Source organism: Proteiniclasticum aestuarii (assembly GCF_017368455.1).
GTDB classification, from domain to species: Bacteria; Bacillota; Clostridia; order Clostridiales; family Clostridiaceae; genus Proteiniclasticum; species Proteiniclasticum aestuarii.
This window is the reverse complement of the sequence record NZ_JAFNJU010000001.1, coordinates 229,760-251,247: the sequence shown is the minus strand read 5'-3', so window position 1 is coordinate 251,247 and position 21,488 is coordinate 229,760. Positions and strand designations below refer to the sequence as shown.

Annotated in this window: 23 protein-coding genes; 18 read left to right on the top strand and 5 right to left on the bottom strand. The window is 44.6% G+C overall.

Features of this window, described 5'->3' with window-relative positions; translation table 11 throughout:
• The first annotated feature begins 28 nt into the window (after positions 1-28).
• The 4 genes from J3A84_RS01225 to J3A84_RS01210 all read left to right on the top strand — a co-directional run bounded on the left by J3A84_RS01225 (position 29) and on the right by J3A84_RS01210 (position 4,596).
• A complete protein-coding gene (locus J3A84_RS01225) occupies positions 29-2,572 on the top strand; it encodes an FtsK/SpoIIIE family DNA translocase (protein ID WP_425350706.1) in 2,544 nt (847 codons plus the stop codon).
• Between the two features lie 110 nt (positions 2,573-2,682).
• Positions 2,683-3,273, top strand: coding sequence for a CDP-diacylglycerol--glycerol-3-phosphate 3-phosphatidyltransferase (gene pgsA / locus J3A84_RS01220; RefSeq protein ID WP_207598173.1), 591 nt, complete (start codon positions 2,683-2,685; stop codon positions 3,271-3,273).
• Positions 3,274-3,380: 107 nt separating this feature from the next.
• Positions 3,381-4,067 carry a DUF1361 domain-containing protein gene (locus J3A84_RS01215; RefSeq protein ID WP_207598172.1) on the top strand — a complete coding sequence of 229 codons (687 nt, stop codon included), beginning with the start codon at positions 3,381-3,383 and terminating at the stop codon, positions 4,065-4,067.
• A gap of 265 nt (positions 4,068-4,332) precedes the next feature.
• Positions 4,333-4,596 carry a GlsB/YeaQ/YmgE family stress response membrane protein gene (locus J3A84_RS01210; RefSeq protein ID WP_207598171.1) on the top strand — a complete coding sequence of 88 codons (264 nt, stop codon included), beginning with the start codon at positions 4,333-4,335 and terminating at the stop codon, positions 4,594-4,596.
• 74 nt (positions 4,597-4,670) lie between these two features.
• Here J3A84_RS01210 and J3A84_RS01205 read toward each other — a convergent pair whose 3' ends face one another.
• From J3A84_RS01205 to J3A84_RS01190, 4 genes are read right to left on the bottom strand one after another with little or no spacing between them, the layout of a single operon-like run.
• Complete coding sequence (locus J3A84_RS01205) at positions 4,671-5,393, bottom strand: HAD family hydrolase (RefSeq protein ID WP_207598170.1); 723 nt, start codon at positions 5,391-5,393, stop codon at positions 4,671-4,673.
• Positions 5,394-5,407: 14 nt separating this feature from the next.
• Positions 5,408-5,572, bottom strand: a complete 165-nt coding sequence (locus J3A84_RS01200) for a hypothetical protein (protein WP_207598169.1) — start codon at positions 5,570-5,572, stop codon at positions 5,408-5,410.
• Positions 5,559-6,005 carry a threonine/serine exporter family protein gene (locus J3A84_RS01195; protein WP_207598168.1) on the bottom strand — a complete coding sequence of 149 codons (447 nt, stop codon included), beginning with the start codon at positions 6,003-6,005 and terminating at the stop codon, positions 5,559-5,561. The genes J3A84_RS01200 and J3A84_RS01195 overlap by 14 nt, the downstream gene beginning before the upstream one ends.
• 1 nt (position 6,006) lies before the next feature.
• Positions 6,007-6,765 carry a threonine/serine exporter family protein gene (locus J3A84_RS01190; RefSeq protein ID WP_207598167.1) on the bottom strand — a complete coding sequence of 253 codons (759 nt, stop codon included), beginning with the start codon at positions 6,763-6,765 and terminating at the stop codon, positions 6,007-6,009.
• A gap of 326 nt (positions 6,766-7,091) precedes the next feature.
• On the opposite strand from J3A84_RS01190, the gene J3A84_RS01185 reads away from it, so the two are divergent.
• The 13 genes from J3A84_RS01185 to J3A84_RS01125 all read left to right on the top strand — a co-directional run bounded on the left by J3A84_RS01185 (position 7,092) and on the right by J3A84_RS01125 (position 19,774).
• Positions 7,092-8,324, top strand: a complete 1,233-nt coding sequence (locus tag J3A84_RS01185) for a serine hydroxymethyltransferase (protein WP_207598166.1) — start codon at positions 7,092-7,094, stop codon at positions 8,322-8,324.
• Between the two features lie 185 nt (positions 8,325-8,509).
• Positions 8,510-9,289 carry a Fe-S cluster assembly ATPase SufC gene (gene sufC / locus J3A84_RS01180; protein ID WP_207598165.1) on the top strand — a complete coding sequence of 260 codons (780 nt, stop codon included), beginning with the start codon at positions 8,510-8,512 and terminating at the stop codon, positions 9,287-9,289.
• Positions 9,262-10,674 (top strand): Fe-S cluster assembly protein SufB, encoded by a 1,413-nt coding sequence (gene sufB, locus J3A84_RS01175; protein WP_207598164.1) that lies wholly within the window; start codon positions 9,262-9,264, stop codon positions 10,672-10,674. Before sufC ends, sufB begins: the two co-directional genes overlap by 28 nt.
• Positions 10,675-10,684: 10 nt before the next feature.
• Complete coding sequence (sufD, locus tag J3A84_RS01170) at positions 10,685-11,755, top strand: Fe-S cluster assembly protein SufD (RefSeq protein ID WP_207598163.1); 1,071 nt, start codon at positions 10,685-10,687, stop codon at positions 11,753-11,755.
• Positions 11,748-12,980, top strand: a complete 1,233-nt coding sequence (locus J3A84_RS01165) for a SufS family cysteine desulfurase (protein ID WP_207598162.1) — start codon at positions 11,748-11,750, stop codon at positions 12,978-12,980. The genes sufD and J3A84_RS01165 overlap by 8 nt, the downstream gene beginning before the upstream one ends.
• Positions 12,967-13,401 carry a Fe-S cluster assembly sulfur transfer protein SufU gene (gene sufU / locus J3A84_RS01160; protein ID WP_207598161.1) on the top strand — a complete coding sequence of 145 codons (435 nt, stop codon included), beginning with the start codon at positions 12,967-12,969 and terminating at the stop codon, positions 13,399-13,401. The genes J3A84_RS01165 and sufU overlap by 14 nt, the downstream gene beginning before the upstream one ends.
• A 66-nt stretch (positions 13,402-13,467) precedes the next feature.
• Positions 13,468-13,890, top strand: coding sequence for a rhodanese-like domain-containing protein (locus J3A84_RS01155; RefSeq protein WP_207598160.1), 423 nt, complete (start codon positions 13,468-13,470; stop codon positions 13,888-13,890).
• Between the two features lie 137 nt (positions 13,891-14,027).
• Complete coding sequence (locus J3A84_RS01150) at positions 14,028-14,537, top strand: flavin reductase family protein (protein ID WP_207598159.1); 510 nt, start codon at positions 14,028-14,030, stop codon at positions 14,535-14,537.
• Positions 14,538-14,587: 50 nt separating this feature from the next.
• Complete coding sequence (locus J3A84_RS01145) at positions 14,588-15,361, top strand: PHP domain-containing protein (RefSeq protein WP_207598158.1); 774 nt, start codon at positions 14,588-14,590, stop codon at positions 15,359-15,361.
• 30 nt (positions 15,362-15,391) lie between these two features.
• On the top strand, positions 15,392-15,844 hold the full coding sequence (locus J3A84_RS01140; RefSeq protein WP_207598491.1) for a MarR family transcriptional regulator: 453 nt from the start codon (positions 15,392-15,394) through the stop codon (positions 15,842-15,844).
• Positions 15,845-15,899: 55 nt separating this feature from the next.
• Positions 15,900-16,532, top strand: a complete 633-nt coding sequence (locus J3A84_RS01135; RefSeq protein ID WP_207598157.1) for a histidine phosphatase family protein — start codon at positions 15,900-15,902, stop codon at positions 16,530-16,532.
• Complete coding sequence (aroD, locus tag J3A84_RS01130) at positions 16,529-17,308, top strand: type I 3-dehydroquinate dehydratase (RefSeq protein ID WP_207598156.1); 780 nt, start codon at positions 16,529-16,531, stop codon at positions 17,306-17,308. The genes J3A84_RS01135 and aroD overlap by 4 nt, the downstream gene beginning before the upstream one ends.
• Positions 17,309-17,338: 30 nt before the next feature.
• Positions 17,339-19,774 (top strand): beta-glucosidase, encoded by a 2,436-nt coding sequence (locus J3A84_RS01125; RefSeq protein WP_207598155.1) that lies wholly within the window; start codon positions 17,339-17,341, stop codon positions 19,772-19,774.
• Between the two features lie 57 nt (positions 19,775-19,831).
• Here the strand turns inward: J3A84_RS01125 and J3A84_RS01120 are convergent, their stop codons facing one another.
• Positions 19,832-20,074 (bottom strand): hypothetical protein, encoded by a 243-nt coding sequence (locus tag J3A84_RS01120; protein ID WP_207598154.1) that lies wholly within the window; start codon positions 20,072-20,074, stop codon positions 19,832-19,834.
• A gap of 106 nt (positions 20,075-20,180) precedes the next feature.
• Between J3A84_RS01120 and J3A84_RS01115 the strand changes: the two genes are divergently transcribed.
• Positions 20,181-21,449 (top strand): replication-associated recombination protein A, encoded by a 1,269-nt coding sequence (locus J3A84_RS01115; protein ID WP_207598153.1) that lies wholly within the window; start codon positions 20,181-20,183, stop codon positions 21,447-21,449.
• Positions 21,450-21,488 lie beyond the last annotated feature (39 nt).

Genomic DNA, 21,488 nt, shown 5'->3' with positions numbered 1-21,488 from the left:
ATATATAGAGATTGTGGAGGTAGTTTTCTTGAAAGAAACAAGCAGTACAAAAAGGACCTCAACACGAAACAGCAATCGGTCCGCAGCGAAAACCAAATCATCTACTTCTGCTCGTAAAAAAACCAATGCAAAAGCTACCGGAAAAAGAGCTGGTAGCAGGACGGCCTCGAAAGCAGTAGAAGAAAAAAGGAAATATTTTTATCAGGAACTTATAGGACTGGCTTTCTTAGGGCTGGGTATTTTTTCGTTTATTTCCATGGTATCAGGAAGTGTAGGGATATTAGGGGAAAGCATTAAAGAGATTCTCATAGCGATTCTAGGGATGATGGCATACATCTTTCCCTTCATTTTCATGCTCATGGGTACGGCGCTGATTGTAAGGAGACCCTGGATTTTCTCGAATAAGAAAACCTATGGCGCACTTCTTGTGTTGCTCGTTACCGCAATGCTGTTATCACTGAATCGAATGGAAGCAGTTCACAGAGAAGGTTTCATGGTTACCCTGAAGAATCTGATGAATATCAATGACATCCAGCATGGAGGGATTCTGGGGCTTTCTATGGCTGTCCCGCTTTATCGACTGCTGGGACCTCTTGGAACATATATCATTGCCGGGTGCTTCTATGTTGTGGCAATCATACTTATATTCAATACTACGATTTATGATATGCTGAGAAAAAGCAATCAGGCACGGCTCGATGCAAAGGGTAAAATCGCTGTGAAAATCGAAGAAGCCCAGGCGCAGAAAGAACTGAAAAAAGACAATCCGGAAGAAAAGAAAATCCAGGACAAGCTGAAAATTCTTGAAATGATGAATCAGAGTGAAGAGGAGCCTGTGGAATCAAAGAAAGTGGAGACGCAATCTCCCTTCATCAACCTCGACCTGGAAGAAAATGACGGGCTTGAGCGTGTGCTGTCCAAAGAGGATGATATGTCAAGAGAAATACAGATTCTGGGGAAAAATGCAGAAACACCTGTATCGGAACTGGAAAAGGCTACACTGAAGAGCGGAAATAATGCAGGTATGGAGCAGAAAACCGCGAAAACTGAAGAGAGACCTCAAATCACGGAGGAGAAGCGTAAAGCGGACCATAGTGATTCTTTTGAAATAGAGGGAAGCCAGATCGGTCTGGATGACCTTGAAAAGCCTTTATACGAATTCCCTGAAATCGCACTGCTTAAGCAGAACATCAAAGGGATGCTGGCCAACGAAGATCGGAATGAGATCATCGAGAACGCAAAGAAGCTTGAAGAGACACTGATGTCCTTCGGGGTGGAAGCGAGAGTCATTAATGTATCCAAAGGACCTTCAGTGACGAGATACGAGCTTCAGCCGAAAGCCGGCGTCAAAGTATCAAGAATCGTGAATCTTTCGGACGACATTGCACTAGCCCTTGCAGCCAGAGGGGTCAGAATTGAAGCACCGATACCAGGCAAGGCGGCTGTGGGAATTGAAATTCCAAATAAGGAGACCACTCCAGTGTATCTCAGAGAAGTCATCGAAGATGCGAAGTTCCAGAAAAGCACGAAGAAAATTTCAGTGGCTTTAGGAAAAGACATCTCTGGAGAAGCGATCATTGGGGATTTATCCAAAATGCCCCATGTTCTGATTGCTGGAGCTACAGGTTCAGGTAAAAGTGTATGCATTAATTCACTGATCATTTCCATACTGTATAAATACGATCCGGAGCATGTAAGACTTCTTATGGTCGATCCTAAGGTAGTTGAACTGAATGTTTATAATGGCATTCCCCATCTGCTTATTCCTGTTGTGACGGACCCTAAGAAGGCAGCAGGAGCTCTGAACTGGGCAGTCAATGAAATGACTAGAAGATATCAGTCTTTTGCAGAGCATGGCGTCCGAAACATCGAAGGATTCAATGAAATTGCGAAAAAGAAAAAGGAGCTCCAGAGCCTGCCCTATATCGTCATTATCGTAGACGAACTTGCGGATCTTATGATGGTATCAGCCAATGAAGTGGAAGACTACATTGCGAGACTGGCTCAGATGGCCAGAGCCGCTGGCATGCATCTTGTGATTGCGACCCAGAGGCCTTCAGTGGATGTCATTACAGGGGTCATCAAAGCGAATATTCCATCCCGTATTTCCTTTGCGGTATCCAGCGCCATCGATTCCAGAACGATTCTGGATTCAGGTGGGGCGGAAAAACTCCTAGGGAAAGGAGATATGCTCTATTATCCTGTAGGAGAACAGAAGCCGAAGAGAATTCAGGGTGCATTTATTTCGGAAGAAGAAGTGGAAGCCATTGTGTCCAGAATCAAGGTGCATAAAGATAAACTGGCCTACGATGAGGAAATCATCAACCACATCGAAAAAGGGAAGGGGGATTCGGACCTAGGCGATGAGGGGGATGAACTCTACCGTGATGCAGTCAAGGTAGTCGTAGAGAATCAGCAGGCATCCACGTCCTTCCTGCAGAGGAAGATGCGGATTGGCTACAACCGCGCAGCGCGGATCATGGATGAACTGGAAGACCGGGGCGTCATTTCCGAAAGGGACGGATCAAAACCGAGACAGGTCCTTCTGAACGAATTCGATTTAGAAGAGTAGTTCTTCTTGTGAAAAAGGTAAGAATATGAGAAGATATTGATGTGGATTATACAGTCTTTTATTTTTCAGATTTAATTAAAGCGAATAGAAGCGATTTGGAGTGGATAAATATGAATTTACCAAATAAACTGACCTTGTTTAGAATGTTTTTAGTGCCAGTCTTTCTGATACTCATTTCAGTTGGACAGATCCCTTTCAATGTCACGCTGGCTACTATAGTATTCAGTATCGCGGCATACACGGATCATCTGGATGGCAAGATTGCCAGAAGGGATAACCTCATCACGAATTTCGGCAAGTTCATGGATCCATTGGCTGACAAGCTGCTGGTTACATCAGCACTTATCGCATTGGTGGAATACAATCTTATTGGTGCCTGGGTGGCTGTAGTGATCATTGCTCGAGAATTTGCGGTTTCCGGACTGAGAACCATAGCTGCCAATGAAGGCGTCGTCATTGCAGCAAGCATCTGGGGGAAGATCAAGACGACTACTCAGATCATCGCCATCATATCGATGCTGATTCATCTGATTTCCCTGAAGGAAGAGTATCTGATGGATTTATTCCAGAGGGTGCCATTCCTGGAGTCTTTCTTCAGTATATTCCCACCGGTGGTCATGTATGTGGCGGTGTTCTTCACCATCATGTCCGGACTGGATTATTTCAAGAACGGCTGGAAGTTTATTGACACCAATAAATAGTCACAAAAATGAATTTTAAATGCACCCTTTGGAGAAAGAATACTAATGCTCTTTAGGATGCATTGTTCTTTTACAGAGAGTAAATGGATAGGGTAGGAGAGGAGCAAATGAGGATTTATCGAAACATAGCACTGTTTATTCTGATTTATGGCGCTGCATCACTGGCATTATTTTTCAGCTCGGGAAACTTTCTGTTTCTCATGCTGGTCTGGAATGTCTTTCTTGCCTCCCTTCCTCTTGTGTTCGTGCAGTATGGAATGGATACCGAAAAAAAGTGGAGAAGGGCTGCATACCTGCTCTTGTGGCTTGTCTTTTTTCCCAATGCCATCTACATGATTACCGACATCATTCATCTGTCCAACGATCAGATGATCTGGAGTGTACCAGTAGAGCCTTATTCAAGCGAGAGTGGCACCAGATATTCCACTGAACTGTTTGCATGGAGTAAACTCCTTGTGATCGCTCTGGGGGCTTTTTATGGGCTGCTCATTGGAATGGAATCACTCAGCAGACTTTATGATCACATTCGACTTAAGAAGGGCATGCTCCTATCTGTTTTATCGGTGGTAAGCGTATCTTTTGTGGCATCTTTCGGTGTTTTCATCGGACGGTTTCTCAGATTCAACAGCTGGGACCTGATGAGACCGATGACCCTTGCCAAGGAGATTCTTCGATCACTGACAGGGTTCACCTTCGAATTTAGCCTGGTGTATATGGTGTTTGTATTAACCGCTTTTGTATTGTTTCGGTGGTTTCGTGCAGCTGATCCTATCAGAAGTGAGAAAGTTTCCTGATGATTTAAGTATCATTCAAAGAAATGCAAGGACTATAAATGTACTGGATATAACTAGAGTGTTAAAACACTGTGATTAAACTATGGCGTTTTTTTGAAGTATATGAATAGTTTAATGCAAATAAATATTACAGTGAAACAATGTGAAAACAGTTGCAAATAAAGGGTTTCAGCCGTTGACTACCTCTAATGTGAAAAGATATAATCAATACAAGAACTGATACATGAGTTCAGAAAACAAATCTTTATACAGGAGGTATTATTTTATGCCAGAAGTATCAAATATTATCGTATGGTTGATTCTAGGTGGTATATCCGGATGGATCGCCAGCATGATAGCAGGTAAGGATGCCAGCATGGGTATCGTCGCAAACATCATTGTAGGTATCATTGGTGCCTTCATCGGTGGATGGGTGGCAGGACTCCTTGGATTAGGACCAGCAACTGGGCTGAATATATGGAGTTTCATCGTGGCAATCGGTGGTGCACTGATTCTACTCTGGATCATCGCCCTGGTAAGAAAAAGGTAAAGCAATTCATTAAAAACCCAAATAAAAAGGAGCCTGAACTTTCATTGTTCAGGCTTCTTTTTGGCGTTCCGATATCAGTCCTTGAGGACAGGCATTTTTTCGGCGAAGGTGAGAAAATCCTTATAGCTTCCCACATGATCTGCCTTGATCTCAATCCCATTGCGGTTCAGGAGATGATCCGTGATCAGATAGGTGGTGATGCCGAGCTTTCCGGCGATGAGATCCTCCAGAGCATCGTTTCCGACCATCAGGCATTCCTCAGGACGCCTGTCTATGTGCTCAAGAATTTCTTCATAATATTCAAGATTCGGTTTGCAGTAATGATTCTTCTCAAAATAGCTGACATAGGAGAAGTCACTGCGGTCGATTCCACTCCATTCGATTCGCTTTTCGATGGCTTCCTTCGGGAATAAGGGATTTGTGGCGATGATCAGCTCATAGCCCTTGTTCTTCAGAATTTTAGTCGCCTTCTGCATTTCGGTGGTATCCAATACCGCTTCCTTGAGCACATCGAAATCCTTCTCGTAGTAACTGCTGAATTTTTCAGAATACAGACCCAGATCGTCCTTCACATGACTTCTCATGGCTTCCATAAAGACTTCTTCGTTGGTTCGGTGTTCGGTATTCTTCACCATGGTCACAACGGAACCATATAGGATCTTCATGAAATTCTCTGGTGGGATGATCTTTTTGAAGGATTCTGAAAGACTTCTGTAATAGATGTCTTCGAAATCCTTCATGTTGATGGAGAGCAGTGTTCCGTCCAGATCAAAAAGAATGGTATTTATAGTATTCAAAAGAGTTCCTCCTGTTATCTGCTGTTATATATAATCAGTGCGTTTTTCGTGCTGTCTTTTTCAGAGTATCTGACTTCGATGAGATCCTCTTCGGTGATGTGATACTTTTTCATGGTCAGTTCCACTTTCTCCTTGATGTCTTCATCGCGATTTGCATAGACCAGTTTAGTTCGTTTCATGAGTCCATCTCCTTTTCATGAGATAGTAGATTTTGATGAGTGTGAAAACCATGAGAATGCCAATGGCCAGCGCTCCGGAAGCCATTATGGTGGTGATGCCTTCTCGAAGGGCTTCGTTGTAATTGCCCGCCAGTGACTGGAGCATGGTTTTATAAAGACCGCCTCCCGGCACCAGTGGAATCAGGGCAGGTGTGATATAGCTTGTGACAGGGGTTCTGGTTTTTCTGGCCATGATTTCCGCATAATAGGAGAGTGCAACCGCACCCAGGAAATAAGCGATGTTCATATCATGGAACAAAGCGAGCCCCTGACTGTAGAACAGCCAGCCAATGGAGCCTCCGATGGCTGCAAGAAGTGCAGTTCTGCGATTGAGGTTGAATATGCAGGCGAAGCTCAAGGATGCGAGATAGGCCATGAGAAGTTCAATCATCATATCAGAACCCTCCCATCAGCGCAAGGCCGAATCCGGCGCCTATCGCGATACCGACCGCGATGAGAAATGCTTCCATTCCTTTGGATACACCAGAGAGATAATCCCCCATCAGTGTATCTCTGATGCCATTTGTGAATGCGATTCCCGGCACAAGAAGCATGATGGAACCGATGATGATGGTATCCTGGTCGGTTTCAAAAGGGATGAGCTTTGTGAAGATCGTTACAAGAATCGCCACCAGAGCACCACCGATGATATTGATGAAGATGGCGTTGAGTTTTATTTCTCTTGTCACGAGCTGAAGGAGCCTGACGGAAATGCCTATGAAGAGGGCTATGGATGCATCCACCAGACTGCCACCGAAAAGAACGGTGAATGAAAACCCGCATAGCGCTGCCATCAGCAGCTGAAATCTGATGGAATAGGGTTCTTTGTCTGAAATCTCTTTCAGTTTGATTTCAAGTTCATCAAGAGGGAGAGGATGAACCATCAGTTCACGAGACAAGGAGTTTACCAGTGCAACCTTTTCCAGATCCACAGTGCTTTTTGAAACTCTGTGAATCAGGGAGATGACATCGCCTTGCATGTCTGTAAGAGAAACCATGATACCGGTAGGCGTTACAAAACTCTCCGCATCTCTGATATCGTAGGAATTGAGGATTTTGTTTATGGTATCTTCCACTCGATAGATTTCTCCGCCAGACTCGAGGATGATCTGACCCGCTGATGTTGCGAGTTTAATTAATCTTCTGTTATCCATTGCATGTAATCTCCTCTTTTCAATATTCTCTCATTCCATTATAAAGGAAGGCCTGGTTTATTGAAATAGGCGATACGAATGGAAACGTTATACTGAATACGGAGATTTTCAAGAAATAAGGGCAGCACTGCGATATCTGACGTGAATAAATTCATGACGCAAGGTTTGAATTATTGAGAAAACCGTTACATTTCACGAGGAATTCCTCAAGGATGATAAATCGTCACTTTTTCGGACTTTTTAATATACAAAAAGTCTCAGGGTTGATATGATTAAAACATGTGGACAACAATCTGTTGTCAGTTGTTTATTAATAGGGGGTAGAAATGGACAGTAAATATTTGAAAAATGTGGACAGAGAGATCTTTGATCTCATCGAAGAAGAAGAGAAGAGACAGGAATATAACATTGAACTCATCGCGTCAGAGAATTTCACGTCGAAAGCGGTGATGGAAGCCATGGGCACTGCACTGACCAATAAATATGCAGAAGGGTATCCGAACAAGAGATACTATGGTGGATGTCACGTGGTGGATAAAGTGGAGACACTGGCCATAGAAAGAATGAAAGAGCTCTTCGGAGCAGAACACGCGAACGTTCAACCGCATTCAGGCTCACAGGCGAATATGGCTGTCTATATGGCAGTACTTGAACCAGGAGACAAGATTCTGGGGATGGATCTTTCCCATGGTGGTCATCTGACCCATGGAAGTCCTGTGAATTTTTCCGGAAAGCTGTATAATTTCGTTTCCTATGGAGTGGATCAGGAAACAGAAACAATCAATTATGAAGCATTAAGAGAAATGGCGCTGGAAGAGAAGCCCAAGATGATTGTAGCAGGAGCTTCAGCCTATCCAAGAAAAATCAATTTTGAAAAGATCGCTGAAATCGCCAAGGAAGCCGGCGCTTATTTCATGGTGGACATGGCACACATCGCTGGCCTTGTGGCAACAGGACATCACATGAGCCCGGTTCCATTTGCGGACTTTGTAACAACCACAACCCATAAGACACTGAGAGGGCCAAGAGGCGGAGCCATTCTCTGCAAAGCGGAGCATGCGAAAGCTGTAGATAAATCTGTTTTTCCAGGAATGCAGGGTGGGCCACTGGAGCATGTGATTGCAGCGAAAGCGGTCTGTTTCAAGGAAGCCATGGAAGAGGATTTCAAGACTTACATGGAACAGGTCCTGGTCAATACAAATACCCTTGCAGTGGAACTGACTAAAAGAGGGTACCGACTGGTTTCAGGCGGTACAGACAACCATCTGATTCTTGTGGACCTGAACAACAAGGACATTACAGGAAAAGATGCGGAAAAACTGCTGGATACCATCGGCATCACAACCAACAAGAACACCATACCATTTGAAACCAGAAGCCCTTTCGTTACATCAGGCCTTAGAATGGGCTGTGCTGCTGTGACCACAAGAGGATTCAAGGAAGAGGACATCAAGACTATGGTGGAGTTTATGGATTATGCCATCACGCACAGAGATGAGGATTTATCGGAACTGCGTGAAAAAGTGACAAAGCTCTGCAGAAAACATCCACTGTACTAGAGTCAAGAAATTAAATTGTGTAATCGCAAAAAGTCGGAAAGTATTGATTTTCAGGCTTTTTGCTTTTTTTATCAATCTAAAAATGTAAAAGAAAATGGTTTACCTTGTTGACTCTATAACTATAAAAGGTTAAAATGGAACAGGTAATATCAGATTAAAATGCTCAGAATTGAAGGAGAGTTACAATGGCAGAATTATTAAGAATTACTGGCCTGAAAAGCCAGGTTGAAGACAAAGAAATCCTGAAAGGTCTTGACCTTGTCGTAAACAAAGGTGAAGTTCATGTAATCATGGGACCAAACGGCGCGGGAAAATCCACTCTGGCTAACGTCATCATGGGTAGCCCGAAGTACGAAGTTACAGAAGGAACCATCCTGTTTGAAAATGAGGATATCACAGAGGATGCTGTGAATGAGAGAGCAAAAAAAGGAATCTTTCTTTCCTTCCAGGCCCCACAGGAAATTCCTGGAATCACCGTTGAGAACTTTTTAAGAACAGCGAAGGCTCAGATCACAGAGAAGCCCGTAAAGGCAATACAGTTCAAGAAAGAACTGACAGAGAAAATGAAGGAACTTGATATAGATCGCTCTTATGCACAGAGATATCTCAACATGGGATACTCGGGCGGAGAAAAGAAGAAGAATGAGATACTTCAGATGAGAATACTGAATCCGAAGCTTGCAATCCTCGACGAAACAGATTCAGGTCTGGACGTGGATGCAGTCAAGATTGTATCCAAGGGTGTGATCGACTTCAAGAGTGAAGATAACGCCATAGTAATTATCACCCACCACAACAACATACTTGATTACCTGAATCCTGATGTGGTTCATGTCATGGTAGATGGTAAGATCGTAGACACTGGAGATATATCCCTGGCCAATGAAATCAACAAGAACGGATATGTCAAGTACAGGGAAGCGAAAGGTGAGGCAGAATGGAAAAAAGAAATAAAACTTATATAGAAGATCTGGACAGAGGCGTATATGACATCAAGAATGAGTTCGAATACGACTACAAGTCCGAATCAGGACTTACGGAAGACATCATAAGAGAAATATCCGCGAAGAAGAACGAGCCTGAATGGATGCTGAATTATAGACTGGAATCACTGAAGGTCTATCATCAGCTGGATGTTCCTACCTGGGCACCGGATATATCTGATCTTGACATTGAAAACATTGTTACTTATGTCAAGCCGAAATCAAAGAACATGAATACTTCCTGGGATGATGTTCCAGATGAAATCAAGGATACTTTCGAGAGACTGGGTATTCCGGAAGCGGAAAGAAAGTCCCTGGCAGGTGTAGGAGCACAATACGACTCCGAAGTCGTATATCACTCCATCAAGGAGGAACTGGTGAAGCAGGGGGTAGTCTATACAGATATCGAAACAGCTCTGGTAGAGTATGAGGATATCGTGAAGCAGTACTTCATGAAGCTGATCCCCAATACCGACCATAAGTTTGCTGCCCTTCATGGAGCAGTCTGGTCCGGTGGATCCTTTGTATATGTACCGGAGGGTGTGAAGCTGGACATTCCTCTTCAGTCTTATTTCAGACTGAACGCACCAGGAGCAGGACAGTTTGAGCATACCCTGATCATCATTGAAAAGGGTGCTTACTGTCATTTCATCGAAGGATGCTCTGCACCGAAGTATTCCGTGAACAATCTTCATGCCGGAGCTGTTGAGCTCTATGTCAAGGAAGATGCTACACTGAGATACTCGACCATTGAAAACTGGTCGAAGAATATGTACAACCTGAACACCAAGAGATCTGTAGTGGACAAGAACGGTACCATTGAGTGGGTATCGGGATCCTTCGGATCCAAGGTGTCCATGCTGTATCCCATGAGTATTTTAAGAGGGGAAGGAGCAAGAGCTGAGTTTACTGGTGTGACATTCGCCGGTAAGGGACAGCTTCTTGATACGGGATCCAAAGTGGTCCATGCAGCACCAAACACCACATCCACTGTGAACTCCAAGTCCATCTCCAAATCAGGCGGACAGGCGATCTACAGAGGTCTTCTAAGAGTTGCTCCCAACGCACATGGTTCCAAGTCCACAGTGACCTGTGAATCTCTGATGCTGGACAATGAATCCAGATCAGACACTATTCCAGTCATCGACATCAACAATGATGATGTGGATCTGGGACATGAAGCTAAGATCGGAAGAATTTCAGAAGAAGCAATCTACTATCTCATGACCAGAGGAATATCAGAGGAAGAGGCAAAAGCCATGATCGTAAGAGGTTTCGTTGAGCCGATTTCCAAGGAACTGCCGCTGGAATATGCTGTGGAAATGAATAATCTGATCACACTGGAACTTGAAGGAACGATAGGATAGAGGTGGATGAATGAGCGCAATAAAAGAATCATATAATGTCCTGCCTAGACTGAGTTTTAGGTGGGTCAAGGCAAACGAGCTGCTTCTGAATGCCGTGGAAGTGAGCCTTGGAAAAGAATATACCTATAACTCCGTTGAGGGTGAAGGGTATATCAATCTGGCAAATGAAGATCTTCCTTTATCAGAAGACTTCAAAGGGGTCAACAGGGACATGGTCGGTATGGTGGAAGACCACCACAACGCGGGTCTTTATGTCCATGTGAAGGAGAATGAAGAAAAGAGTCTTCACATCTCTCATGTTCTCGGAAAAGAGAATGACACCCTTATTGAAAAGAACGTCATCGTACTGGAAAAAGGAGCTAAAATGAATCTCATCATGGACTATTCGTCTGATGATGCAGTGACATTCTCCAATATACTCAATAAAATCAGCGTGGCTGAAGGCGCAGAGCTGAACATCATCAAGGTTCAGAGACTCAATTCCTTCTCCAGACATCTGGAATCCAGATATTCAACCGTTCAGGAATCAGGAAAAGTGAACTACATTTCCGTTGAACTGGGTGGAAAAGAAGCTGTAGTGAATTATATGACAGACCTTCTGGGCGATGAAGCCGAAGGACATGTCAAGAGTGTTTATCTGGGATTCGGAGAAAGAGTCATTGACCTTTCCCACCACATGAACCACTTCGGAAAGAAGACCAATTCCGACATGATCTTCAAGGGAGCACTGAAGGACAAGTCGAAGAAGGCATTCCGAGGAACCCTTGACTTCAAGAAGGGATCAACCCATTCAGAAGGAAATGAGGAGGAATTTACCATTCTTCTCAGTCCAAAGGTCAAGTCCTATGCAATTCCCCTGCTGCTCTGCAGAGAGGATGATGTCATAGGTAATCATGCAGCGTCCAACGGACAGATTGATGCTGAAAAGCTTTTCTACATCATGTCCAGAGGAATGAGCGAAGCGGAAGCAAAGAAGATCATCATTGAATCACACATCAGACCGATCATCGATCTGATTCCCGTTGAATCCATTCAGGAGATTATCCTGGAGGCAGTAGAAAAAGAATTGACAGGTGAGTAATTTGAGAGATTTCAGAGAAGATTTTCCAATTTTAAATCAGGAAGTCCATGGCAGAAAGATCATCTATCTTGATAGTGCCGCCACTTCACAGAGACCCCAGCAGGTCCTTGATGCGGTGATGAAGTATGACCATGAGGCCAATGGGAATCCCCATAGGGGTTCCCATGCCCTTAGCATGCGTGCAACAGAAGCCTTTGAAAGTGTCAGGGAAAAGGTGAGAAGCTTCATCGGTGCCCGAAGCACAAAGGAGATCATATTCACAAAGAATGCCACAGAAGCGATCAATCTGGTGGCTTACAGTTACGCGCTGGAGCACCTGAAGCCAGGAGATCAGATCGTGATCACCATTGCGGAGCACCATGCGAATCTTGTGACATGGCAGCAGGTTGCGAAAAAGACAGGTGCACATCTTGTCTACATGTATGTGGACCCGGAGGGAAGACTTCCCCTTGGAGAACTTCAGAAGATCGATCAGAAAACGAAACTCGTTGCCTGCACGCACATGTCCAACGTATTGGGGAGTATATTTCCAGTGGACAAGGTGATACAAAGAGGACACGAAGTAGGAGCCAAAGTGCTTATTGACGGTGCTCAGGCAGTTGCCCATATGCCCGTAGATGTAGCGGAACTGGATTGTGACTTCTATGTTTTTTCCGGACATAAGATGTTCAGTCTCACTGGTGTGGGCGTTTTATACGGAAAAGAGGAAATACTGGAAAAGATGGAGCCGTTCCTGTATGGCGGAGACATGATCGAGTATGTCTATGAAGAGGAAACCTCTTTCAATGAGCTCCCTTTCAAATTTGAAGCCGGCACCCAGGGCATTGAGAGCGTGGTTTCATTGGGCGCTGCCATCGACTATCTGCATGAGGTCACATTTGAAGTGATTCATGAGAAAGAAATGGAACTGACTGAGTATGCACTCAGAAGACTTCAGGAACTTCCTTACATCCGTATTGTAGGGCCGAAAGACCTGAATCTCAGAGGAGCAGTCATCAGTTTTGTGGTGGAAGATGTTCATCCCCATGATGTTTCCATGATACTGGACAATTACGGAGTAGGCGTAAGAGCAGGACATCACTGCGCACAGCCGCTACTTCGATTCATGGAGGTATACACATGCTCTAGAGCCAGCTTCGCATTTTTCAATACCAAAGAAGAAATCGATGCACTGGTGGACAACCTGAACGAAGTAAGGAGGTGGATGGGATATGGATCTAAGTAATCTTTATACCCAGGTAATCCTGGAACACAACAAGGATACAAGAAACAGACGTGAAATCGAAGGCTATACCCATAAGGAAAGAGGCCATAATCCGAGCTGTGGGGATGACATCACCATAGAGGCGAAGATTGAAGATGGCATCATCAAGGATCTGGCCTATACAGGGCATGGCTGTTCCATCAGCCAGGCGTCAGCCTCCATGATGACGGATCTTCTTACTGGAAAGACAGTGGAGGAAGCTCTGGAAATCATTGAGATCTTTCTTGGCATGATTAAAAGAGAGATCCATGATATCGACTATCTTGAAGAGGTGCTGGATGAAGCATCCATACTGCAGGGGATTTCAAATCTTCCTGCAAGAGTGAAATGTGCTGTCCTTGCATGGCATACGCTGAAAGAAGCTGTTCAAAAAGAAGATTAGCATGGAGAGGCTGGGCATATTGCGTCCAGTCTCTTTTAACATATGAAAAGTCAGGAGGAGAAAAGTATGAAATACAAGAATATGCTAAAAACTGCCGCTGCACTGACCCTGATTCTGTCAGTGGGATGCGGTGCGAAGGACCCCGTCACTGAAGAAGAGAAGAAAAGCGAATCTGAAGTGCAGGTCATCTCTGTAGAGGAAGCAAAGAACATGATGGAGGAACAAGAAGTCATCATTGTGGATGTGAGAACAAGAGCGGAATTTGAAGAAGCACATATAGAGGGAGCGATTCTGCTGACGCTAGACACCATTCCGAATCAAGCGGAAGAGATTATTCCGGATAAAACTGCAACCTATCTCCTATACTGTAGAAGCGGAAACAGAAGCAATCAGGCTGCGAACCTTCTGGTGGACATGGGATACGAAAAGATATACGACTTTGGCGGAATTATAGATTGGACTTATGGAACCGTATCCGGAGCGGAATAGAGAAATAGGACCATTGCAGAGTCATAGGAAAACTTCATAAGAATTGTAGATTTTTTATTAATAATTATAAATTTTATACAATTGATTAGCCTATACTGTATAATGGAGACAGAATGAAATTTGGAGGGAATAGAATTATGGCAGTAGAATTTATAAGGTATCTGGACAAGAGCATCAAATATCTGCATAGACAGGGCGCTTTTCTTACAGTAAAAAAAGGTGACGAAGTCAATGTAAGCACAATCAGCTGGGGAAATATAGGTTTTGAATGGGGACGCCCCGTATTCACAATTCTTGTGAGAAGTTCAAGACACAATCATGAACTCTTACAGGATAATGATGAGTTCACGGTGTCCATACCTACGACCTCGACAATGAAAAAAGCCCTGAATAAAGTGGGCAGTCTCTCCGGCAGAGATACAAACAAGTGGGAAGAGGCGAACCTGACGCAATATAAGGCGAAAACCATGGATACACCAGTGGTCAAAGAAGCCAATATTTTCTATGAATGCAAGATCATCTACAATCACAAAGTAGATCCTAAGATGCTACGTGGAGATGTGGATGTGACAAGCTATATGGATGGAGACTACCATGAAATATTCTATGGAGAAATCATCACCTCTTACACAAAGGATGATCTCTAGGAGAAATACCTGAAAGAACTAAAGATGACAGGAAAAAGGAAGATATACAGATGATTTTTGATACACATATGCACACGGAACTTTCATTTGATTCCAGTGAAAAGATCACGCGGATTCTGGAGGAAGCAGATCTTAGGAATCTGGGTGTGATCACAACGGAACATAAAGATCTGAATTATTTGGAAGTGGGTGGATTTCCCATCGATTTCGACGTGGATGAATATTTCAGAAGATATGAGAAATATCGAAGTGATACCTATCTTATGGGTATCGAGCTTGGTCTTGACAGGAGATACACGGATAAAATCAGAAAAATACAGGAACAGTATGATTTTGATATGGTCATAGGCTCGATGCATACCATGGATGGCATCAATCTCTCATCTAGAAAATATTTCAGAGAGCAGGATGAAAGAGCATTCTACAGGACATACATTGGCTATGCGAAAGAAATGATTCAGGATAGCCCCTTCATCGACTCTCTGGCGCATTTTGACTATCCCACCCGATACTCAGGATTCTCGGAGCTTCGATATGAGGATTATGAGAAGGAATTCAGCGCACTGTTTAAAACCATGGTGAAAGAAGATGTGACACTGGAGATCAATCTCAAGAGGCCTCTGGTGGGAGATGTGTATCATTCGTTCAGAAGCATCTATAAAGGATATTATGAGAATGGTGGAAGGTATGTGACTCTGGCTTCTGATGCCCATGTGGCAGAAGACATTGGAAGAAATTTTGACGAAGCCATCAAACTTGCTGATGATATCGGACTGGATATCTGCTATTATAAAAATAGAAAGAGAGTCCTATGTGACCGATAATCATTGATAAACAGGAAGAAGGTGGAGCATATTAACCAGAGCAAGATAATACTGAATGAACTTTTAGTGAATCTATTCCATGATATTTTAGAGATTGAAGAAAAGTCGCTTCGTGATAATGGGAGTGATCTGACCATCACTGAGATGCATACAATCCATGCAGTGGGTGATGAGAGGCCCAGAACCATGACTGAAATCTCCAGGGATCTGAATGTCACCATGGGTACACTGACTACCGGTGTCGACAAGCTGATCAAGAAAGGATATCTGGTGAGAAAAAGAACAGAAGAAGACAAGCGAGTCGTTCTTGTGGAACTGACGGATAAAGGTCTGGGAGCTAAGAAAATGCATGATGCGTTCCATCAGGATATGATCACCAGTGTTATTGATACGTTGAATCCGGAAGAAGAATCCATACTGATACAGGCACTGGAAAAACTCATCGGATTTTTTGACGAAAAATACCACGCAGTAAAAGAATAAAAGTTAAATGGGGAAAAGCTCGCTTTTCCCTATTCTTATAGCAGGAGGGATTTATTTGGAAGTACTTTTTGTACGCCATGGCGAATCAGAAGCCAATGTGCTGGAGCTCATGTATGGCTCTAGTGATTACAGACTGACGGATAAAGGAAAAATACAGGCGCGAAAAGCAGGAAAGATCATTGAGAAAATGAGGTTTGCACCAGATGCGGTCTTCGTCTCCTCATTGACCAGAGCACAGGAAACATTGGAAAATATGGGGTACAGTCTAGATGAAGCCACTTCGGACAATAGACTGGATGAGAGGCATCTGGGCGATCTGGAAGGGGTGGAGTATCATATGCTCCACAAGGAAAACCCGGATCTTTTTGTGGAATGGAATGAGAACTGGCTTCATTATAAGCCGGGCGGTGGTGAAAGCCACTTCACATTTCAAAAGAGGATCGCTTCTTTTCTGGAGGATCTGGAGAAGAACTATACCAATGGCGAGCGTGTACTTGTGGTCTGTCATGGCGGGACCATGAAGACTATTTTTTCTCATGTGTTCATGCATGATGCGGATTCGTTTTTCAACATCGAAATCCATAACTGCTCCATCATGAGACTGAAAAAGTATCGTGACCGATTTGTTTTTGATGCACTCTATAACATCGACGATTATTATGATGAAGGTGGGGACAGGGAAGTATGAAGCCTCTCAAGATTGGAGACGTCCTTTTCGATGATGGGGCCTTCAACGTATGCATTACGTTGACCCCGGGTACAGTGGACGAACTGAGAAAGGATCTGTATAGCCTCAAGGGAAGAGTGTTCCGTATCATTGAATGGAGAGCGGATTATCTGCTTCTGACAAGCAGACTATCTGAAGAGATAGAAGCAGGCCTGAGACTGATTAAAGAAGCATTTCCTGAAAAACCTCTGATCTTCACCTATCGATGGAAAGAAGAGGGGGGGCAGACGTCGCTGGAACCGAAAGAGCTATACAGAATACGCAGAGAAATAGTGGAGCAGAATCTAGCTGACATTATGGATATTGAGATGTACTGGTTCCGGAATGCACAGAATGAAGAGAATCTGGATGCATACTTCAGCCTTGTGAAAGAGGCGAAGGGTAAAGGGATGAAAGTGCTGCTCTCTTGGCATGATTTTAGTACTACCCCGGATGAGGAGCAGCTGCTGCGAATCTTCAGAACCCAGGAGAAACTTGGCGCGGATCTGGCTAAGATTGCTGTGGCTGCAGTGGTGGAGAGTGATCTGGATCGACTTATGAAGGCTTCTTTCAGGACAGCGAAGTCTCTCGCCATTCCTCATATTGCGCTTTCCATGGGGGACCTGGGTAAGAAGTCGAGATACGACAGGAAGAAATCTATGAGCAGCGTCACTTTTGCGCCGGTTCATAATCCTTCAGCACCTGGACAGCTGCCTCTGGATGAACTTCAGGAAAGACTGAATGAAGAGCAGGAATAAAGTAAAGATCAAAAATAGTGGGGGGTGAAAATGGTGCTGAAATATCAGAGTCTCATCAGCAGCATGACTTTAGAAGAGAAGATCAGACTTACTTCAGGAAAAGACAACTGGAGAACCGTGGAAATGAAGCATCTGGAGATTCCAAAAATCACGGTCAGCGATGGCCCTCATGGATTGAGGCATCAGGAGGAAGGCCAGGATCATCTGGGCATCAATGACAGTAATCCTGCCACCTGTTTTCCATTGGCATGCCTTACCGCAGCATCCTTCGACGAAGATCTGCTTCATGAAATGGGCAAAGCCATAGGATATGAAGCGCTGTGCCAGAATGTGCAGGTTGTGCTGGGACCAGGAGTCAACATCAAGAGAAATCCTCTGTGCGGCAGAAATTTCGAGTACTTCTCGGAGGATCCGTGTCTTTCTTCAAGACTTGCCACTGCGTGGATCAGAGGCGTCCAGAGCATGGGGGTCGGAACCAGCCTGAAGCATTTCGCCATGAACAATCAGGAAAGCAACAGAATGAAGTCGGACAGCCTGGCAGACAGAAAGACCATGCATGATATTTATCTCAAGGCATTTGAAGGACCTGTGAAGGCTGCGAAGCCTTATACTGTCATGGCATCCTACAATCTCATCGATGGCATCTATGCCTGCGAACATCCGTATCTCTTAGGCGATGTGCTGAGAAAGAGATTCGGATTTGAAGGAGTCCTCGTGACAGACTGGGGTGCCATGAATGACAAGGTGAAGTCTCTACAGGCAGGACTTGACCTGGAAATGCCCGGAGGAGCCGTGTATTTCGATGAAGAAGTAAAAGAAGCCATACGCACAGAGAAAATGGATGTCATGGTCCTGGACCAGTCTGTAGACCGCATACTGGAGCTTATATTCAGAACCCGAAACAGCAGAGAGGAAATGCTGTCAGAATATGGTCCTCTGGATAAAGAATCCGTGGATCGGGAAAAGCACCATGAACTGGCAAGAAGAGTTGCCAGGGAGTCCATGGTGCTTTTGAAAAATGAAGAAGGCATCCTTCCTCTGAAAAAAGAAAATAAGGCAAGAATCCTCGTCACAGGTGTCCTGGCGGAAAAGCCCAGATATCAGGGGGCAGGAAGTTCTCATATCAATCCCTACAAAGTGACATCGCTTCTGGAAGGGCTGGATGGGCGTCATATCCCCTACAAGTATTATCAAGGGTACGCATTGACAGATGGGGTTCCGGATGAAGGTCTGCAGGAGGAGATTCTGTCAGCCATAGAAGAGGATGACATCATTCTGGTGGCTGCCGGCCTTCCTGACGAGTATGAATCAGAGGGGTTTGACAGAGCGCATATGAGGCTTCCGAAGCAGCAGGATGATCTGATTCTGAAGCTCACGAAGAGGAGCAGGAAAGTCGTCGTGCTGCTCTATGCAGGTGCTCCAGTGGAGATGCCCTGGGCTGATTCGGTGTCGGCGATCTTCAATCTCTATCTTCCTGGACAGGCGGGAGGAGAAGCGGCAGTGGATCTTCTCTTCGGAGAATACAGTCCCAGCGGCAAACTTCCTGAAACGATACCGTTTCGTTACGAAGATCATGCGACATCAGAAATATTCGGCGTAGATAATTATGAGGTTGAATACAGGGAAGGAATCTATGTCGGGTACAGATACTTCGACAAGGCAGAGAAGGAAGTTCTCTTTCCTTTCGGACATGGACTCTCCTATACATCATTTCAGTACCAGGATCTTTCTCTTTCACGAAAAGAAATCAGGATGGAGGAAGAGGATGAGGTGATTGTTTCGTTCAGACTCCGAAACACAGGACCAGTGGAAGGGAAGGAAACTGCCCAGCTCTATCTGGAGCGAGTGAATCAGGAAGGATATGTTGTGAAGAAGTCCCTGAAGGGGTTCAGAAAGATTTCCTTGAAACCAGGAGAAGAGAGGAACATAGAGATCAGGCTTCGAACAGAGGATTTCTGTGAATATGATCTGAACCTCGAGAAAGAGGTGCTTTATGAGGGAGGCTACCGCATTCATATCGGATCTTCTTCTCGGGATCTCCGATTGATGGCAGAAATAAATTCCATAGGCATCCATCCTGATAAGGAACCCGTTCCGGAATATTACAGGAAACCGGTAGAAAAACCGTCGAGAAGAGACTTTGAAAGGCTGAAGGGAACATGGGTCGGGAAAAAACAGAGTGGAAAGCCTTACACAGTAGATGATACACTCTATGAGATGAAGGATGCCCTACAGATGAGAATAGTCATGAGGATACTGAAGAGGGTGCTGACTGGTGCCACAGGGGTTAAGGATGAAAATGACAGTGCCTATAAGGTGGTCTATTCCATGTTCATGCATACCCCCATCAAAAGGCTGTCTTTGCTTTCTCCGGACAAGATGCCGAAGTATCTTGGGGAATCCATCGTTCATATTGCCAACGGGGAGTTTCTGAAAGCTGCGAAGAAGATGCGAGAGAAAAAATAACGTTCAGCCCGGTACCTTAGGGCTGAAAGGGAAAACCTGAAAGACGCATGCGCTCTTTCAGGTTTCTTTGTCCTTATTTTCGGATTCTTTCTGGGGCTGTTCTTGATCCCCACTCTGTTCCTGCTGGAACTTTCTGGCTTCTTTGGCCAGTTCCAACGCCTTTTGCCTTGCTTCCTTTGCTTTTCTGCGCCGTTCCTTCTGGTATTCGATATCCGGCTTGTAAACCAGGTAGAGACCCGAAACGATTCCAACGTAGATGAAGATTCCTGCAAGGAGTCCAATAATATATTTTGTTTCCATGTCATCACCCTGCCTTGATTCATTATACCACCTCTGCAGAAGCTTAAGAAGCTGAAAGAAGAAAAATCGGAAAACGTGGTATAATTTTAGATGGGTGATGAAAAATATGGAACCTTTAGCAAGTAAACTGAGGCCTAAAAATCTGAATGAAGTATTGGGCCAGAAACATCTTATCGGAGAAGGAAAAATCCTGTCCAGCATGGTGAAGAGCGGAAGCCTTATGAATATGATCTTCTATGGTCCTCCGGGCATCGGAAAGACCACTGTGGCAAGACTGCTGGCAGACCTGACGGACAGGAAGTTCATCAGTCTCAATGCATCGACGGATTCACTGAAAGACGTGAAAAACGCATTGGAAGAACTGAATATGTTCATGGGGCAAAAAGGACTTCTGCTCTACATAGATGAAATACATTTATTCAACAGACGAAATCAGCAGGTGCTTCTGGATTACATGGAGAACGGGAAGATCATTCTGGTGGGATCCACCACGGAGAATCCTCATTTTGCAGTATTCAAAGCGCTTCTTTCCAGAGCCATGGTCATTGAATTCAAACCGCTGGAGTTTGAGGATATTCTCGACGGCATGAATCGTGCCATCACGTTTTACAAAGAAGAAAAGGGACTGAAAGAGGTACTGATCTCGAAGGTTTCCATGGACTTCATTGCAAGCCTTGCCAATGGAGACATGAGAAAGGCCATCAATAATCTGGAACTGCTTCTTCTATCCAAAGACCGGGTCAATCAGGAACGTATAGAAATCAGTCAGGAAGATGTGGAGACTCTGCTGCAGAGGAAAATCATCAATTTCGATATGGACGGCGATTATCATTATGATCTTCTAAGCGCATTCCAGAAATCCATCAGAGGAAGTGATGAGAACGCCGCACTTCTGTATCTGGCCATGCTGCTCAAGGGGGGTGACCTGATTTCCGTGAACAGAAGACTGCTGGTCATTGCAGCAGAGGACATCGGGCTAGCCAATCCGCAGGCCATTTCCATTGTGAAAGCCTGTACCGATGCGGCCCTTACTCTGGGGCTGCCGGAAGCGCGCATCGTACTGGCCCAGGCGGTGATTCTTCTTGCCACGTCGCCGAAGTCCAATTCCGTCATTACCGCCATTGATTCGGCAATCAGCACGGTGGACTCGACCTCGGTTCTGGAGCTTCCGGCTCATCTGCGAGACGGTCATTATGCAGGAGCCAAATCTCTGGGTAGAATGCAGAAGTATCTTTACCCCCACAGCTACAAGAATAACTATGTGAAACAGAACTATATGCCTAAAGGACTGGAAGGCAGAAAGTTCTATGTCACTGGAACCAATAAATACGAAGATGCCACAAAGAACTACTGGAAACAGATCAAGGAAGAATAAGGGTCAATAAAGTTGACACAATCACTCGGAATTGATACA

Bases quoted from the DNA above. Each gene is read 5' to 3' on its own strand.
- pgsA (WP_207598173.1), top strand. From the start codon at position 2,683: ATGAATTTACCAAATAAACTGACCTTGTTTAGAATGTTTTTAGTGCCA.
- J3A84_RS01215 (WP_207598172.1), top strand. From the start codon at position 3,381: ATGAGGATTTATCGAAACATAGCACTGTTTATTCTGATTTATGGCGCT.
- J3A84_RS01210 (WP_207598171.1), top strand. From the start codon at position 4,333: ATGCCAGAAGTATCAAATATTATCGTATGGTTGATTCTAGGTGGTATA.
- J3A84_RS01200 (WP_207598169.1), bottom strand. From the start codon at position 5,572: ATGAAACGAACTAAACTGGTCTATGCAAATCGCGATGAAGACATCAAG.
- J3A84_RS01195 (WP_207598168.1), bottom strand. From the start codon at position 6,005: ATGATGATTGAACTTCTCATGGCCTATCTCGCATCCTTGAGCTTCGCC.
- J3A84_RS01190 (WP_207598167.1), bottom strand. From the start codon at position 6,765: ATGGATAACAGAAGATTAATTAAACTCGCAACATCAGCGGGTCAGATC.
- J3A84_RS01185 (WP_207598166.1), top strand. From the start codon at position 7,092: ATGGACAGTAAATATTTGAAAAATGTGGACAGAGAGATCTTTGATCTC.
- sufC (WP_207598165.1), top strand. From the start codon at position 8,510: ATGGCAGAATTATTAAGAATTACTGGCCTGAAAAGCCAGGTTGAAGAC.
- sufB (WP_207598164.1), top strand. From the start codon at position 9,262: ATGGAAAAAAGAAATAAAACTTATATAGAAGATCTGGACAGAGGCGTA.
- sufD (WP_207598163.1), top strand. From the start codon at position 10,685: ATGAGCGCAATAAAAGAATCATATAATGTCCTGCCTAGACTGAGTTTT.
- sufU (WP_207598161.1), top strand. From the start codon at position 12,967: ATGGATCTAAGTAATCTTTATACCCAGGTAATCCTGGAACACAACAAG.
- J3A84_RS01155 (WP_207598160.1), top strand. From the start codon at position 13,468: ATGAAATACAAGAATATGCTAAAAACTGCCGCTGCACTGACCCTGATT.
- J3A84_RS01150 (WP_207598159.1), top strand. From the start codon at position 14,028: ATGGCAGTAGAATTTATAAGGTATCTGGACAAGAGCATCAAATATCTG.
- J3A84_RS01145 (WP_207598158.1), top strand. From the start codon at position 14,588: ATGATTTTTGATACACATATGCACACGGAACTTTCATTTGATTCCAGT.
- aroD (WP_207598156.1), top strand. From the start codon at position 16,529: ATGAAGCCTCTCAAGATTGGAGACGTCCTTTTCGATGATGGGGCCTTC.
- J3A84_RS01125 (WP_207598155.1), top strand. From the start codon at position 17,339: ATGGTGCTGAAATATCAGAGTCTCATCAGCAGCATGACTTTAGAAGAG.
- J3A84_RS01120 (WP_207598154.1), bottom strand. From the start codon at position 20,074: ATGGAAACAAAATATATTATTGGACTCCTTGCAGGAATCTTCATCTAC.
- J3A84_RS01115 (WP_207598153.1), top strand. From the start codon at position 20,181: ATGGAACCTTTAGCAAGTAAACTGAGGCCTAAAAATCTGAATGAAGTA.